This window comes from Pseudomonas sp. R2-60-08W, from assembly GCF_003852335.1.
In the GTDB taxonomy this organism is placed as follows: domain Bacteria; phylum Pseudomonadota; class Gammaproteobacteria; order Pseudomonadales; family Pseudomonadaceae; genus Aquipseudomonas.
The window spans coordinates 4,650,825-4,666,813 of sequence record NZ_CP027731.1; the positions used below are offsets into that span (position 1 = coordinate 4,650,825).

The window sequence follows — 15,989 nt, forward strand, 5'->3', positions numbered from 1 at the left end:
AGAGAAGTCATGTTCAAGCGAAACACCAGAGCTCTGGGGGGCGCCGCCTTGTGCGGCGCCCTGCTGGTCAGCGGCTGCGCCAACCAGATGTCGCAACGCAGTGAGCACGAGGAGCGGGTCGAGCGTAAGTTACTCGACCACAGCCTGCAGATCGATGTAGGTGAGCCCAAAGTGCTGGAGCTGCCGCAACGTCGGGTTCGGATTCACGAGCAAAAGACCTTTGAAGTTACCGAATTCGAAGTCACTCGGCGTTACGACCGCTACACGCCCTATCAGCCCTGGCGCAAACTCTACGAGATGCCCCTGGGTGCGGTGGCGCTGGTGGCTGGCGCGGGGGCCAATGTGGTGAACATCTTCGCCCTCGGCAACCTGCCCGCCAGCATGACCCGCGATTGGCTGAGCTACGGCGTGGACGGCATTAACCCGTTCATGAACGTGCAATCCCACGGCCGTGCCCAGCAGAACCTCGCGGGCATCGATGAAGTCCAGCGTGACAAGCGCCTGGAGTATTCGAGCCTGCCCTGGAGCGAACGCCCGGTACAGGTTACCGCCGGCAAGCAGACCCATGAACTGACCACCGACCGCGACGGCGTCCTGCGCCTGAACCTGCTGGACAGTCCGTTTGCCGAGCAGGACCTGAACCGCATCACCACTTTGAAGATCAGCGTGGAAGACGGCCAGGACGACGTGCACACGGATTCGACCCTGGCGATCAGCAGCACCCTGCGCGGAAAATTGCTGGAAGCCCATGGCCTGATCTACGACGATTTGGAAGACGACGAAGTCAACCAGTGGGTACACCGGGTCAAGCGCCTCTCGGAGCTGGGCCTGGAAGAAGAAGCCAGCGAACTGGAGCAAAGCCTGATTGAACTGACACGCAATGACCCGGAGTTGCAGCAGGAGTTTTTGCAGGCGCTGGCCAAGGATGCCGGGCGGTTAGTCGCAGACCCTGGCGCACACTGAGCTTCAAGCCATGTGAAGATCCAAATGTGGGAGGGGCGGTGCGACGATTCGACTTGCCCCCGATGGCAGTGTGTCAGTCAGTACATCTGGCACTGAAACACCGCCATCGGGAGCAAGCCCCCTCCCACATTTGCTCCGGTGTCTACCAGGAGAATTCGAGCTGTTCGTTACCGCTGCTCAAATCCAGCAAGCGCACGCCAATCCCCAACAACCGCACCGGCTTCCCACCACGGTTGAACGCCTGGGTCATCAGCTGTTGATAACTCTCCAGGTCCCGCCCTGCCCCGGCCTGCTCCAAAGTGGTCTGGGTAAAGTCATGAAACTTGACCTTCACGAACGGCTTGCCAGCCCGGTAGGTGCTGTCAATACGCGCCATGCGCCCGGCCAGGGTGTCCATGAGTTCGGGCAGCTTTGCCAGGCAGCTTGAAAGATCCGGCAAGTCCACATCGTAGGTATTTTCCACGCTGATCGATTGCCGCCGGCTGTCGTTCTGCACCACGCGGTCATCGATCCCACGGGCGAGGCTCCAGAGGCGCTCACCAAAACTGCCGAATTCGCGCACCAGCGCCAGCTTGTTCCACTCCCGCAATTGCAGGCAATCTTCAATGCCCAGGCGCGCCAGCTTGTCGGCAGTGACCTTGCCGACCCCATGCAACTTACTCACCCGCAACTGGGAGACGAAATCTTCGACCTGGTCCGGGGTAATCACAAACAGGCCGTTGGGTTTTTTCCAGTCGCTGGCGATCTTGGCCAGAAACTTATTGGGCGCCACGCCCGCAGACACGGTGATGTGCAATTGATTGGAGACACGCCGGCGAATGTCCTGGGCGATGCGCGTGGCACTGCCGCCAAAGTGCGGGCTGTCGGAGACGTCGAGGTAGGCTTCATCCAGCGACAACGGTTCGATCAAGTCGGTGTAGTCGCGAAAGATCGTCTGGATTTCCTTCGATGCTTCTTTATAGGCATCCATGCGCGGCTTGACGATCGTCAGGTCCGGGCACAACTTCAACGCGTGACGGGATGACATCGCCGAGCGCACCCCATACGCCCGCGCTTCATAATTGCACGTAGCGATCACCCCCCGCCGGTCTGCCGAGCCGCCGACAGCCAAGGGTTTTTGCGCCAGGCTCGGGTCGTCGCGCATCTCGATGGCGGCGTAGAAGCAATCACAGTCGACGTGGATGATTTTGCGCTGCGTCATATAAACGGGGTGTGAACCAACGGGTGGCCAGTATCGCATTCACCCCTGTATATAGCACCAGTAGTTTGAATCTTCTGTCTGAGCGGTACGAAATATCGCAGATGAATTTGTTTTCTCAATCGAATTCGGCCCTCCAATAGAGCTGAAAGCCTCGGCCCGACTGGCTCCGCGCCCCCACCACGCTCGCCTTGGAGAGCTAAGCAATTGAACCACAAGCGCTTTTCTTCCATTTTCGGGTTGACACACTCGCGATCCTCTGTAGAATGCCGACACACAGACGCGGGATGGAGCAGTCTGGTAGCTCGTCGGGCTCATAACCCGAAGGTCGTCGGTTCAAATCCGGCTCCCGCAACCAAACATCAAAAAAGGCTACTCGAAAGAGTGGCCTTTTTTGTGCGCGCCTGTTTTACCTCCCTCCCCTGTAGGAGCGAGCTTGCTCGCGAAAAACTTCAACACACCGCTGGCTACCTGAAGCGCTGCGTTATCCTCGACGCCTTTCGCGAGCAAGCTCGCTCCTACAACGGAGGTGCCAAGGCCTTGATTTTGAATAAATCAGCGTTAATTTGAGCCATCGACTCATTAACGGTTGACACCTCGTCGCTGGACTGTAGAATGCCGCCCACAGACGCGGGATGGAGCAGTCTGGTAGCTCGTCGGGCTCATAACCCGAAGGTCGTCGGTTCAAATCCGGCTCCCGCAACCAAACATCAAAAAAGGCTACTCGAAAGAGTGGCCTTTTTTGTATCCGGTGAAAAAGTTCTTCTGAAACAATGGCATGGCATCTTTCATGAAACCGTAGACGGTTTGTAGAGTCCATCCCATTGCACGCTATGCTCGATGCTCAAGCGCTACCCTCTACGACCAATGGCCGCAGTCGCCGCACTCGGTGATCCGCGTTAATATTTGTAATTATTTTGTCCATAGGGATTGGTAACTTGGCTGGATACCTCCATCCTGTCGCGCACAATCCACGAGGTGATTGATGCGCGCCAACTCGTCTGAACCACACGACACTGTCACAGCGGAACAACCGATCGCTCCCACTCGTTTGCGTTGGCTGGATCTGTTGAGCAAATACCGTCAGCCCATCGGCCTGGCCGTTACGTTGCTGCTGTTTGCAATTGCCCTGATCGCCTGCCGACACCTGTTGTTGGAACTCGACCTCTACGCGCTCCACGACTCGATCCTGGAGGTGCCTAAACCGGCCTTGCTCGGCGCGTTCGCGGCAGCGGTGGCCGGCTTCATCATTCTGTTGGGCTATGAATTTTCCGGCGCACGTTACGCCGGCGTGAAACTGCCGGCCAAGACCCTGGCCCTGGGCGGCTTCACTGCCTTTGCCATCGGCAACGCCATTGGCCTGTCGATGCTCTCGGGCGGCTCGGTGCGCTACCGTTTATATGCACGCCACGGCATTGGTGCGTCGGAAGTCGCCCACATGACCGTGTTCGCCAGCCTGGCGCTGGGCTGCGCGCTGCCGCCACTGGCCGCGTTGGCCACGCTGAGCAACCTGCCGGCGGCATCGACCTACCTGCATTTACCGCAGAGCCTGCTGGGCGGTGTCGCCGGTGCGGTGCTGCTGTTGTCGGCCATGCTGTGCATCGGTATCTATCGCCGTCGCCTGCCGGAACAACCCTACCCGGATAACCTGCTGGTCAAGGCCGGGCGCCGCACCCTGCGCCTGCCTGGCCGTCGCCTGACGTTCCTGCAATTGGTCATCACCGCGCTGGACGTCGCCGCCGCAGCCGCTGTCCTTTATCTGCTGCTGCCCGAAGCACCGCCCTTCGGCCCGTTCCTGTTGGTGTACCTGCTGGCCCTGGCCGCCGGCGTGCTCAGCCATGTACCGGGAGGCGTAGGGGTTTTCGAAGCGATCCTGCTGGCGGCCTTCGCCGACACACTCGGCGCTGCGCCACTGGCTGCGGCCCTGCTCTTATACCGGATGATCTACGTGGTGTTGCCGCTGTTGATCGCCTGTATCTTCCTGCTGATCAACGAGGCCCAGCGCCTGTTCCAGACTCAGCAGAGCCTGCGCGTCGCGTCCGGCCTTGCGGCACCGGTGCTGGCCGTACTGGTTTTTTTGTCCGGCGTGGTCCTGCTGTTTTCCGGCGCCACGCCGGAGATCGATTCACGCCTGGAAAACATCGGCTTCCTGATTCCCCACCGCCTGATTGACGCGTCGCACTTCGGTGCCAGCCTGATCGGTGTGCTGTGCCTATTGCTGGCCCAAGGCCTGCGTCGACGTTTGTCAGCCGCCTGGATGCTGACCATGGTGTTGCTGCTGGTCGGCGCCCTGCTCTCACTGCTCAAAGGCTTCGACTGGGAAGAAGCCAGCCTGATGACCATGACCGCCGTGCTGCTGGCGATCTTCCGGCGCTCGTTCTACCGCGCCAGCCGCTTGACCGAACTGCCCTTCTCGCCGCTGTACCTGGTGGCCAGCGTCTGCGTGTTGGGCGCGTCGATCTGGCTGTTGCTGTTTGCCTATCAAGATGTGCCTTACAGCCATCAACTCTGGTGGCAGTTCACCCTCGATGCCAACGCCCCGCGCGGCTTGCGTTCCTTGTTGGGTGCCGCCGTATTGTTGGTGATCGTGTCGCTGACCTGGCTGCTGCGTACTGCGCGCCCGGTGATCCACCTGCCGACCCCGGATGAGCTGGAACGCGCCAGCAAGATCCTGATGGCCTCTTCCCAACCCGACGGCGGCCTGGCGCTGACCGGCGACAAGGCGTTGCTGTTCCACCCCAACGATGAAGCCTTCCTGATGTACGCCCGTCGCGGGCGCAGCCTGGTGGCGCTGTATGATCCAATCGGCCCGACTCAACCGCGCGCCGAGATGATCTGGCAGTTCCGCGACCTGTGCGACATTCACCACGCAAGGCCGGTGTTCTATCAGGTGCGCGCCGAGAACCTGCCGTACTACATGGATATCGGCCTCACCGCGATCAAGCTGGGCGAAGAAGCCCGGGTCGACCTGAAACGCTTTGACCTGGAAGCCAAGGGCAAAGAGATGAAGGATTTGCGCTACACCTGGAACCGTGGCACCCGGGACGGCCTGTCCCTGGAGATCTGCGAGCCGGGCACGGCGCCGATGGATGAATTAAAAGTTATCTCGGACGCCTGGCTTACCGGTAAGAATGTGCGTGAAAAAGGCTTCTCCCTGGGCCGCTTCAGCGACGACTACCTTAAGCACTTTCGGATTGCGATCATTCGCTTCGAAGGGCGCCCGGTGGCCTTCGCCAACCTGCTCGAGACGTACAACCATGACCTGGCCAGTCTCGACCTGATGCGCGCCCACCCGGACGCCCCGAAGCTGACTATGGAGTTCATGATGGTCGGCCTGATTCAACATTATAAAAACCACGGCTACGCCCGATTCAGCCTCGGCATGGTGCCGTTGTCAGGCCTGCAACCACGGCGTGGCGCGCCACTGACCCAACGCTTGGGCTCGATGGTGTTCCGCCGTGGCGAGCAACTGTATAACTTTCAAGGTTTGCGCCGCTTCAAAGACAAGTTCCAGCCTGACTGGGAACCCCGTTATATGGCCGTGCCCGCAGGACTTGATCCGCTGGTGGCACTGGCCGACACCGCCGCCCTGATCGCGGGCGGCTTGACTGGATTGGTGAAACGCTGATGATTCGACGCTCCTGGCGGTATGTATTGGCCTTTGTTGTGCTGCTCGCGCTGATCCTGGGCGGCGGCTATTGGTACTGGAACCGCCCTGCCCCACAGCCGACCCTGGAGCAATTGCCCCAGACCGACGGTTCGACGATGACCCGCGTGACCCCGGCGAGCACCGCCAAAGCCCGCGTGGCGGTAGCCGTGATGGCCGACGAAACCCTCACCGACAGCCAATTGGTCGCTCTGAGCCAGGGCGGCTCGGCGCAGATCGTGCAAGTGGTGCTGCCTAAAGATGACTGCGCCCTGCAGGAGAAGGCGCTGCAAAGCGCCCTGGGCCAACTCAAAGGCCCGGCGACCCTGGTCAGCGGCATCGGCCCTGGCGCGGCGCTCGCCTGGCGCTGGCTGGCCACACAGACCGACGACAAGGCCAACGCCATCTCCGTCGGCTTCGCCCTGAAACAGAAAGGCTGCAACGACCCGCTGCCGAAAACCGCCGCCCATGGCAACTGGCTGGTGGCGTGGAACGACAACCCTGACGATGAAAGCGCCAGTTTCGTACGCGACACACCGCGTGCCACCACCAGCATCAGCGACTACGACATTCATTACCCGCAAGTGCTGAACAACGAGTTGCGCAAGCAACTGGTAGGTTCGGACAACGGCGGCCTGGCAATTCCGGTGGTGGAAGTGCCGGCAGGCCAGGCCAAGGACACCGTGACCCTGTTCCTCTCCGGTGACGGCGGCTGGCGTGACCTGGACCGCGACGTGGCCGGCGAGATGGCGAAGATCGGCTACCCGGTGGTCGGCATCGACACCCTGCGCTATTACTGGCAGCACAAGACCCCGGAACAAAGCGCCAAGGACCTTACCGAGCTGATGCAGCACTACCGGCAGAAATGGGGCACCAAGCGCTTCGTGCTGACCGGTTATTCGTTTGGCGCCGACGTGCTGCCGGCCATCTACAACCGCATGCCGGCAAACGAACAGCAACGGGTCGACGCAATCATCCTGCTGGCCTTCGCCCGCACCGGCAGCTTTGAGATCGAAGTGGAAGGCTGGCTGGGCAACGCCGGCAAAGAAGCCGCGACCGGCCCGGAAATGGCCAAGCTGCCAGCAGACAAGGTGGTGTGCATCTACGGCGCCGAGGAAGTCGACGAGAGCGGCTGCACCGACAAGACCGCCGTGGGCGAAGCCATCAAGCTGCCCGGCGGGCATCACTTCGATGAAAACTATCCGGCGCTGGCCAAGCGGCTGGTGGATATCATCGTCAAGCATCAGGCCAAAGCCGAGTAATTCCAGGCTGTACACGCAACCAAATGTGGGAGGGGGCTTGCTCCCGATAGCTGACTGTCAGCCAATGATGCTGTGACTGATCCACCGCTATCGGGAGCAAGCCCCCTCCCACATTTATATCCCGGTGTCAGTTGGATCTAACGCGGTTCGATATGCGCAATCATCAACTGCACCGTTTCATTCCCGCGATACTCGTTCACGTCCAGCTTGTAGGCCAACTCCACCCAACGCACCGTCGGGTTCGGCCAGACTTCACGGTCGACTCCAAACGCAATGCCATCGAGCTTCACCGAGCCGCATTCGCTCTTGAGCACCACCTTCAAGTGCCGCTCGCCGACCACTCGCTGCTCCACCAACTGGAACACGCCGTGAAACAATGGCTCGGGAAAGTGCTGCCCCCACGGGCCGGCATGGCGCAGTGCGCGGGCCAACTCCAGGTGAAACTCTTCCACCGCCAGGGTGCCGTCGGAGAGCAGCCGACCGGTGAGGTCTTCTTCGCGCAGTTGCCGACGCACTTCGGCATCGAAGGCTTGCGCAAATAACGGAAAATTCGCTTCGGGCAGGGTCAGGCCAGCCGCCATCGCATGACCGCCATATTTGGCAATCAGGTTGGGATGCTGGCTGGCAACCACCGCCAGCGCGTCGCGGATATGAAAGCCCGGCACAGAACGCCCGGAGCCCTTGAGCAGGCCATCACCGGCATCGGCAAAGGCGATGGTGGGACGGAAATAGCGCTCTTTCATGCGCGACGCCAGGATCCCGATCACCCCTTGGTGCCACTCCGGGTCGAACAGGCACAAGCCGTACGGCATCGATTCGACCGGCAAATCCTTGAGCTGGGCCAGGGCTTCGCGCTGCATGCCTTGCTCGATGGATTTGCGATCCTGGTTCATGCCGTCCAGTTGCGCGGCCATTTCCCGTGCGGCGGCAATGTCCGTGGTGAGCAGGCATTCGATGCCCAGGCTCATGTCATCCAGGCGCCCGGCCGCATTCAGGCGCGGGCCAAGGATAAAACCGAGGTCGGTGGAGGTGATACGGGCATGGTCGCGCTTGGCCACTTCAAGGATTGCCTTGATCCCCGGCCGCGCCCGACCAGCACGAATACGTTCCAGGCCCTGATGGACGAGGATGCGGTTGTTGGCGTCCAGCGGCACCACGTCGGCAACGCTGCCAAGGGCCACCAGGTCGAGCAACTCACCAATGTTCGGCTGCGGGCTGTTGTCGTACCAGCCCAGGCTGCGCAAGCGCGCACGCAGGGCCATCAACACGTAGAAGATCACGCCGACACCGGCCAGCGCCTTGCTGGGGAAGGTACAGCCCGGCTGGTTCGGATTGACGATCGCGTCCGCCGCCGGCAGTTCATCGCCCGGCAAGTGGTGATCCGTCACCAGCACCTTCAACCCCGCCGCCTTCGCCGCCGCCACGCCCTCGACGCTGGAGATGCCGTTATCCACGGTGATCAGCAACTGCGGCTCGCGCTGCAGCGCCACCGCCACGATCTCCGGCGTCAGGCCGTAGCCATATTCGAAACGGTTGGGCACCAGGTAATCGACGTGGGCCGCACCGAGCAAACGCAGGCCCAGTGTGCCGACGGTACTGGCGGTGGCGCCGTCGGCGTCGAAGTCACCGACGATCAGGATGCGCTGGCGCTGCTCCAGCGCCGTCACCAGCAGGTCGACAGCGGCATCGATGCCCTTGAGCTGCTGATAGGGAATCAACCGCGCCAGGCTCTTGTCCAGCTCGGCTTCCGATTGCACCCCGCGCGCGGCGTAGAGACGGGTCAGCAGCGGTGGCAATTCACCGAGGAAAGGCAGGACGGCGGGCAAGGGACGGGGTTCGATACGCATACGGTGGGGATAACTTCTCTACTGATACAAGGGTTAAAACGACAATTCAAAATTCAACAAAGATCAAATGTGGGAGGGGGCTTGCTCCCGATAGCGGAGGGTCAGTCAATGATGGTGTGACTGATCCACCGCTATCGGGAGCAAGCCCCCTCCCAAATGTTCAATCACGTCCGCCAACCAGCCATTCCAGCTGCACTTCGTGCTGGCCACGGTCATCGGTGACGAAGATCGTGCCTTCGCTGATCATCACATCCCACTTGATCACGCGAGGCATGTCCTTGGCCAGAACCTCGAGGATTTCCTGGGGCACGGCAGCGATGTGCACGTTTTTCAGGTTTTTCGCCACCGGCACGACCTTGCCTTCCCACACGCGAAGGCTGCCATACGCCAGCAGGCTGGTACGTTCGGTACGGCGCGAGCACCAGGTCAGGCGGTCGGCATCCGGTTGGCCGACTTCGATCCAGTGCAATACCCGGTCATCCAGGCTCTTTTCCCACAGGGCCGGCTCGTCGACGTCCGACAAACCACGGCCGAACGCCAATTGCTCGTTGTACCAGAGGGCGTAGGCCAGCAGGCGCACGGTCATGCGCTCCTCGGTTTCCGAAGGGTGACGGGCGATGGTCTGTTTGACGCTCTCGTACACCGAACGGTCGAGGTCGGTGAGATTGAGTTCGAATTTGTAGGTCGTGGACGGCTGGGCCATGAACGGGCTTCTAGGACAAGGAAAGGCGACCAGTCTAACCGATGGCGAGGGCATTCAACGAATACTGCGCGACAGCATGACCCGTTTGCGTTCGCAGGGCGCGCTGTGCCAAATCCCAGGCAAAAAGAAACCCCGAGGAGTGGGGAGACAACTCGGGGTTAAACGTGATCTACAAAGACCAGTACAACAAGCCACAAACACCGGAGCACAATGTTTGCTCTTGCTGTTACAAACTCTGACCGGCCGTGTTGTAGGAAGTTTCGAAGGATAAATAATTCTTCATGCGCAGACCGGGTTTCGTGTCATGGCGGCATTTCGCAAGGCTGCGATGACCGAGGGCTCGAGTCGACCTTCAGCGATTTTCAAATCGCGCAGCAGACAATCCACCACATCCACCAGCGCGCGCTTGTCGGTCAGCTGTGCGCGGTTGACTTCGCGCTCGACCATGATGGCGCCACCGGGGTTCTTCACGGTCACCAGGCATTCGCCCTGCACACCAGAGGTGGTCAGCGTAACCAGATAAGGGCTCAGTGCTTCTTCGAGCAACAGGCTGATACTTTCCATCTCGATCACCACTCAATAGTTCGGGAACAATCGTTTCAACGGGTGCTGCATCTCTCCTAAGTGACCGGTCGTAACGTAGGAAAGTTCGCTTTTTCGTCTTTCAAGGGTTGTGCGGGGATGACGTATCCAGCATGCGCTTGCAACATGACAGGTAAAAAACGGCAGCACATAACTGCTTACGCAATGGGTTGCGGTTCTGGGGTACGCCGAGCGCGCAGGCCAGGAGTGAATCCTATACTCGGTGAGCGCTGATCACCCTGCCGTGCGGGCAGAGTGCATGTCATAAGGCCCTTATCACAAAGGATGAAGAGGATGCTGGAACAAAATGAACAACAAGCTTCGATCGAGAAAATTCACGCGGACATATCACGCATCTATGCCGAACAACGCAAGTTCAATGCTGAAGTCCACAAGATAACCCGTGAGATCTTCTGGTACCCCGTGGGCATCGCAATAGGCTTCTTTACGGCTGTTGGCACGGTAATGGCGCTGGCCCACAAGCTACTCACGTAGACGATATGACTGGCGGGCCTGCCAGAAACAAAAAAACGCCGCTGACCCTGGGAAGGGAAGCGGCGTTTTTGTCTATGTGGTGCGCCTTACAGCGGCTTACCTCGATTGCCATGCTGGCTGACAAACGCCTGCACCGTCTTCAGGTCGTTAGCCAACACCGTGTAACGCTCTTCGCGCTCAAACAGATCAGTCAGGTGCTTGGGCAGCTCCAAGGCCTTTCCAACACCGGCCTGCTCCACCGCTTCCGGGAATTTGACCGGATGCGCGGTGCCCAGGATCACCATCGGGATATCCAGGCTGCGACGGCACTCGCGGGCGGCTTTCACTCCGATGGCGGTGTGCGGGTCGAGCAGCTCGCCGGTCTGGGCATAGACTTCAGCGATGGTTTCGCACGTCTGCGCGTCGTCCACTGCCAAGGAGTCGAACAGCTTGCGGGTTTCGGTCCAGCGCTCTTGCTCGACGCTGAAACCGCCACCTTGCTTGAAGCTGTTCATCAGCTCGGCCAGCGCCGCGCCATTGCGACCGTGCATGTCGAACAGCAGGCGTTCGAAGTTCGACGAGACCATGATGTCCATCGACGGCGACAGCGTGGCGTGCAGGGTTTCCTTGACGTACTGGTTGCCGCTCATGAAGCGGTGCAGGATGTCGTTGCGGTTGGTTGCGACGATCAATTGATTGATCGGCAGGCCCATGTTGCGTGCCAGGTAGCCGGCGAAGATGTCGCCGAAGTTGCCGGTCGGCACCGAGAACGACACCGAACGCGCCGGGCCGCCCAGCTGCAGGGACGCGTGGAAGTAGTAGACGATCTGGGCCATGATCCGCGCCCAGTTGATCGAATTCACCGCCACCAGGCGTGTACCTTTGAGGAAGCTCTGGTCGGCGAAGCTGTTCTTGACCATTTCCTGGCAGTCATCGAAGTTGCCGTCGATGGCGATGTTGTGGATGTTCTCACCAAACAGGGTGGTCATCTGGCGACGCTGCACCTCCGACACGCGCTTGTGCGGGTGCAGGATGAAGATGTCGACGTTTTCGCAGTGCTTGCAGCCTTCGATGGCCGCCGAGCCGGTGTCGCCGGAGGTGGCGCCGATGATCACCACGCGCTCGCCGCGTTTCTCCAGCACGTAGTCCAGCAGGCGACCGAGCAATTGCAGGGCAAAGTCCTTGAACGCCAGGGTGGGACCGTGGAACAGCTCAAGCACCCATTCGTTGCCGTTCAGCTGGCGCAGGGGCGCGATGGCGCTGTGGGAAAATACGCCGTAGGTTTCTTCCAGGATCTTTTTGAAGTCCGCATCCGGAATGCTGCCGGTGACGAACGGGCGCATTACACGGAACGCCAGTTCGTGGTACGGCAGGCCGGCCCAGGAAGCGATTTCTTCCTGGGTGAAGCGCGGCAGGTTTTCCGGCACGTACAGGCCGCCGTCGGTGGCAAGGCCTGCCAGCAGAACGTCTTCGAAATTCAGGGCCGGTGCCTGGCCGCGGGTGCTGATGTAACGCATAGGAGGCAAACCTTCGGTTTGGGCTTCAAGCTTCAAGCTGCAAGCTGCAAGTCAAGAGCGAATAGGCTCTTACTTGCAGCTTGCAGCTAATAGCTTGCAGCTGAATTAATTCAAATGTTCGACGCGGATACGGACGACCGGCCCAACCACGCCTTGGAGAGCTTCGAGGGCTCGGATGGCATCGTTGATATGCTGTTCGAGCACGCGGTGGGTCAGCAGGATCATCGGCACCTGGCCGTTCTGCTCCTCGACTTCCTTCTGCATGATCGATTCGATGTTGATTCCGCGCTCCGACAGGATGCTGGCCACCTGGGCCAACACGCCTGGATGATCCTGGGCCTGGATGCGCAGGTAGTAGGCACTTTCGCAGGCTTCGATCGGCAGGATCGGGTGGGCCGACAGCGAGTCCGGCTGGAAGGCCAGGTGCGGCACGCGGTTTTCCGGGTCGCTGGTCATGGCGCGAACCACGTCCACCAGGTCGGCGATCACCGATGAAGCGGTCGGCTCCATGCCGGCGCCGGCGCCGTAGAACAGGGTGGAGCCGGCGGCGTCACCGTTGACCATCACCGCGTTCATCACGCCATTGACGTTGGCGATCAGGCGGTCGGCCGGGATCAGCGTCGGGTGCACACGCAATTCGATACCGGCCGGGGTGCTGCGCGCCACACCGAGGTGCTTGATGCGGTAGCCCAGGGCTTCGGCGTAGTTCACGTCGGCGGTGGTCAGCTTGGTGATGCCTTCGGTGTAGGCCTTGTCGAACTGCAGCGGAATACCAAAGGCGATGGACGCCAGGATGGTCAGCTTGTGGGCCGCATCGATGCCTTCCACGTCAAAGGTCGGGTCGGCTTCGGCGTAACCCAGGGCCTGGGCTTCGGCCAACACGTCTTCGAAGGTACGGCCCTTCTCGCGCATTTCGGTGAGGATGAAGTTACCGGTGCCGTTGATGATGCCGGCCACCCAGTTGATGCGGTTGGCAGACAGGCCTTCACGGATCGCCTTGATCACCGGGATGCCACCGGCCACCGCTGCTTCGAACGCCACGATCACGCCCTTTTCACGCGCCCTGGCGAAGATCTCGTTGCCATGCACGGCGATCAGCGCCTTATTGGCGGTGACCACGTGCTTGCCGTTATCGATGGCCATGAGCACCAGCTCGCGGGCCACGGTGTAGCCGCCCACCAGTTCGATGACGATATCGATTTCAGGGTTGGTGGCCACGGCGAACACATCGTGGGTAATCGCAATACCGGTCGTTTCGAACTGAGGCTTTGGCGAACGCGTGGCAATCTGAGCCACTTCAATCTCGCGCCCTGCACGGCGGGAAATTTCTTCAGCGTTACGCTGAAGTACGTTGAAGGTGCCGCCACCGACGGTCCCTAACCCACAGATGCCTACTTTGACCGGTTTCACTGAAGAACTCCCCATGAAACGGCCGACTCAAGGTCGGCCGTGGAACACAGCCGCACAACTGCGGCTCTCAATTAATGACCCGCCGACGGTTCGGCGGGCCATGCTCGTCAAAGGCTCGACGATAAATACTTACTTGGCACCCAGTGCCAGTTTGGCAACTTGTGGTGCCGGCTGGTAGCCCGGAATCACCTGGCCGTCGGCCAAAACGATGGCCGGCGTGCCGTTCACGCCGATGGACTGGCCCAGGGCGAACTGCTTGGAAACCGGGTTGGCGCATTTGGCCGCCTTGATTTCCTTGCCGTCGACCATCTTGTCCATGGCCGCCTTCTTGTCGGCCGAGCACCAGACCGCTTGCAACTGCTCATCACCCGGCGAGCCCAGGCCCTGGCGCGGGAACGCGACGTAGCGCACTTCCACCCCCAGCTTGTTCAGCGCAGGCACTTCGGCGTGCAGCTTGTGGCAGTACGGGCAGGTGGTGTCGGTGAACACCGTGATGTGGGTCTTGGTTTCACCGATGGCCGGGTACACCACGGTTTCAGCCACGGGAATACCGTTGATCAGCTTGGACACGCCAAGGCGCTCGGCTTTCTCGGTCAGGTTGACCGGCTTGCCGTCCTTGAGCTGGAACAGGTAGCCCTGAACGATGTACTGGCCGTCGGCACTGGCGTACAGCACGCGGCTGCCCTTGAGCTTGACTTCATACAGGCCGGCCATCGGGCTGGCGCTGATGCTTTCGATGGGGGTGTCGAGCTGCAGGTTGACCAGACTCTTGCGAATGGCCTGCTCGGCCGCATCATCGGCGACAGCAAAGGTGGAAACCAACGCAATGGCTGCGGCGGCAATAATCTGGGTCAAGCGCATGGGAACTCCTGAAGGCAGATGCAGGGACGGTGCAGGTACGCCGATTGGAAAATGGGGGTGTGACCGTCGCCTTTGCGAACCGACAAAGCCTACCACAGTTGGGCCGCAGGGCAGCCCGTGGCAGGGTAAATTGGGATTTTTCAGCCGCGCGGATGGTGCTTGGCGTGCATATCCTGCAAGCGCGCACGCGCGACATGGGTGTAAATCTGCGTAGTGGACAGGTCACTGTGCCCGAGCAGCATCTGCACGACACGCAAATCCGCGCCATGGTTGAGCAAGTGCGTGGCGAATGCATGGCGCAGAGTGTGCGGCGACAGCGTCTTGCCGATCCCGGCAACCTTGGCCTGATGCTTGATGCGGTGCCAGAAGGTCTGGCGGGTCATCTGCTCGCCGCGCAGGCTGGGAAACAGCACATCACTGGGGCGGCCGCCGAGCAATTCGTTGCGCGCATCGCGCATGTAACGCTCGACCCACACAATCGCTTCCTCACCCATCGGCACCAGGCGCTCCTTGCTGCCCTTGCCCATCACCCGCAACACACCCTGGCGCAAATTGACCTGCTCCAGGGTCAGGCTGATCAACTCGGTCACCCGCAGTCCGCAGGCGTAGAGCACTTCCAGCATGGCGCGATCGCGCTGGCCGATGGCTTCACTGAGATCGGGAGCAGCCAACAGCGCTTCTACGTCAGCTTCCGACAAAGACTTGGGAAGAGGCCTGCCCAATTGCGGCATATCGATTTGCAGCGTTGGATCGGTTGCGATGAGCTTTTCGCGCAACAAATAGCGATAAAAGCCGCGCACTCCGGAGAGAAATCTCGCAGTCGAACGGGGCTTGTAATGCTGTTCGAGGCGCCAGGCCAGGTGGTCGAGGATCAACTCACGCCCGGCATTGGCCAGCTCCAGGTTTTTCTCCTGCAACCAACCGTTGAACAGGGCCAGGTCACTGCGGTAAGCCTGGCGGGTGTTGTCCGACAGGCCTTTCTCCAGCCAGAGCGCATCAAGAAAGCGATCAATCAAAGGGTGGTCAATGGCAGGCATGGGAACTCAAGCAAGGGACTGGTCGGACAGATCCTATCGCAGACCTTGAATCGCGGGCACAAAAAAGCAGCCCGTAGGCTGCTTCTTTCTGCATCGGGAAGCTGGACTTAAGCCAGTTTTTCCTTGATGCGAGCTGCTTTACCGGACAGGTCACGCAGGTAGTACAGCTTGGCTTTGCGTACGTCACCGCGACGTTTCACAGCCATGCTGTCGATCTGCGGGCTGTAGGTCTGGAAAGTACGCTCTACGCCAACACCGTTGGAGATTTTACGAACAGTGAAAGCACTGTTCACACCACGGTTACGCTTGGCGATTACCACGCCTTCGAACGCTTGCAGACGCGAACGGTCGCCTTCCTTCACTTTCACCTGAACGACAATGGTGTCGCCCGGGGCAAAGGTAGGGATCTCTTTGGTCATCTGCTCTGCTTCGAGTGCAAGGATGATTTTGTTAGTCATGCTGTGCTCCTAAGGTAAGTCAATGGACCTA

The 15,989-nt window shown here is 60.3% G+C and carries 13 protein-coding genes and 2 tRNA genes; 6 read left to right on the plus strand and 9 right to left on the minus strand.

What is annotated here, in order from left to right:
• Positions 1–9: 9 nt before the first annotated feature.
• Positions 10–963 carry a hypothetical protein gene (locus C4J90_RS21200; RefSeq protein ID WP_124420747.1) on the plus strand — a complete coding sequence of 318 codons (954 nt, stop codon included), beginning with the start codon at positions 10–12 and terminating at the stop codon, positions 961–963.
• Between the two features lie 142 nt (positions 964–1,105).
• Here the strand turns inward: C4J90_RS21200 and dinB are convergent, their stop codons facing one another.
• Complete coding sequence (dinB, locus tag C4J90_RS21205) at positions 1,106–2,164, minus strand: DNA polymerase IV (protein ID WP_124420748.1); 1,059 nt, start codon at positions 2,162–2,164, stop codon at positions 1,106–1,108.
• 278 nt (positions 2,165–2,442) lie between these two features.
• Here dinB and C4J90_RS21210 point away from each other — a divergent pair.
• The 4 genes from C4J90_RS21210 (at position 2,443) to C4J90_RS21225 (ending at position 7,069) form a co-directional block, all read left to right on the plus strand.
• A tRNA-Met gene (locus C4J90_RS21210) sits at positions 2,443–2,519 on the plus strand.
• A gap of 271 nt (positions 2,520–2,790) precedes the next feature.
• Positions 2,791–2,867, plus strand: a tRNA-Met gene (locus tag C4J90_RS21215).
• Positions 2,868–3,146: 279 nt separating this feature from the next.
• Positions 3,147–5,789 (plus strand): bifunctional lysylphosphatidylglycerol flippase/synthetase MprF, encoded by a 2,643-nt coding sequence (mprF, locus tag C4J90_RS21220; protein WP_124364249.1) that lies wholly within the window; start codon positions 3,147–3,149, stop codon positions 5,787–5,789.
• Positions 5,789–7,069 (plus strand): virulence factor family protein, encoded by a 1,281-nt coding sequence (locus C4J90_RS21225; RefSeq protein WP_124420749.1) that lies wholly within the window; start codon positions 5,789–5,791, stop codon positions 7,067–7,069. Before mprF ends, C4J90_RS21225 begins: the two co-directional genes overlap by 1 nt.
• A 137-nt stretch (positions 7,070–7,206) precedes the next feature.
• Here the strand turns inward: C4J90_RS21225 and recJ are convergent, their stop codons facing one another.
• The 3 genes from recJ to C4J90_RS21240 all read right to left on the minus strand — a co-directional run bounded on the left by recJ (position 7,207) and on the right by C4J90_RS21240 (position 10,183).
• Positions 7,207–8,916, minus strand: a complete 1,710-nt coding sequence (recJ, locus tag C4J90_RS21230; RefSeq protein ID WP_124408073.1) for a single-stranded-DNA-specific exonuclease RecJ — start codon at positions 8,914–8,916, stop codon at positions 7,207–7,209.
• Positions 8,917–9,076: 160 nt separating this feature from the next.
• On the minus strand, positions 9,077–9,619 hold the full coding sequence (locus C4J90_RS21235; protein WP_124368227.1) for a YaeQ family protein: 543 nt from the start codon (positions 9,617–9,619) through the stop codon (positions 9,077–9,079).
• 279 nt (positions 9,620–9,898) lie between these two features.
• The gene (locus C4J90_RS21240; protein ID WP_124364253.1) at positions 9,899–10,183 is read right to left on the minus strand and encodes a DUF3509 domain-containing protein; all 285 of its coding nucleotides are present in this window, start codon (positions 10,181–10,183) and stop codon (positions 9,899–9,901) included.
• Positions 10,184–10,495: 312 nt separating this feature from the next.
• Between C4J90_RS21240 and C4J90_RS21245 the strand changes: the two genes are divergently transcribed.
• On the plus strand, positions 10,496–10,696 hold the full coding sequence (locus C4J90_RS21245; RefSeq protein WP_124420750.1) for a hypothetical protein: 201 nt from the start codon (positions 10,496–10,498) through the stop codon (positions 10,694–10,696).
• A gap of 86 nt (positions 10,697–10,782) precedes the next feature.
• On the opposite strand, the gene thrC is transcribed toward C4J90_RS21245, so the two are convergent.
• The 5 genes from thrC to rplS all read right to left on the minus strand — a co-directional run bounded on the left by thrC (position 10,783) and on the right by rplS (position 15,958).
• Positions 10,783–12,192: a threonine synthase gene (thrC, locus tag C4J90_RS21250; RefSeq protein WP_124364254.1), complete on the minus strand. Its 1,410-nt coding sequence runs from the start codon at positions 12,190–12,192 to the stop codon at positions 10,783–10,785.
• 105 nt (positions 12,193–12,297) lie between these two features.
• Positions 12,298–13,602, minus strand: coding sequence for a homoserine dehydrogenase (locus C4J90_RS21255; RefSeq protein WP_124364255.1), 1,305 nt, complete (start codon positions 13,600–13,602; stop codon positions 12,298–12,300).
• Positions 13,603–13,731: 129 nt separating this feature from the next.
• Positions 13,732–14,463 carry a thioredoxin fold domain-containing protein gene (locus C4J90_RS21260; protein ID WP_057723916.1) on the minus strand — a complete coding sequence of 244 codons (732 nt, stop codon included), beginning with the start codon at positions 14,461–14,463 and terminating at the stop codon, positions 13,732–13,734.
• Between the two features lie 140 nt (positions 14,464–14,603).
• Complete coding sequence (gene xerD / locus C4J90_RS21265) at positions 14,604–15,500, minus strand: site-specific tyrosine recombinase XerD (protein WP_124420751.1); 897 nt, start codon at positions 15,498–15,500, stop codon at positions 14,604–14,606.
• A gap of 107 nt (positions 15,501–15,607) precedes the next feature.
• The gene (gene rplS, locus C4J90_RS21270) at positions 15,608–15,958 is read right to left on the minus strand and encodes a 50S ribosomal protein L19 (protein ID WP_003175895.1); all 351 of its coding nucleotides are present in this window, start codon (positions 15,956–15,958) and stop codon (positions 15,608–15,610) included.
• Positions 15,959–15,989: the final 31 nt, after the last annotated feature.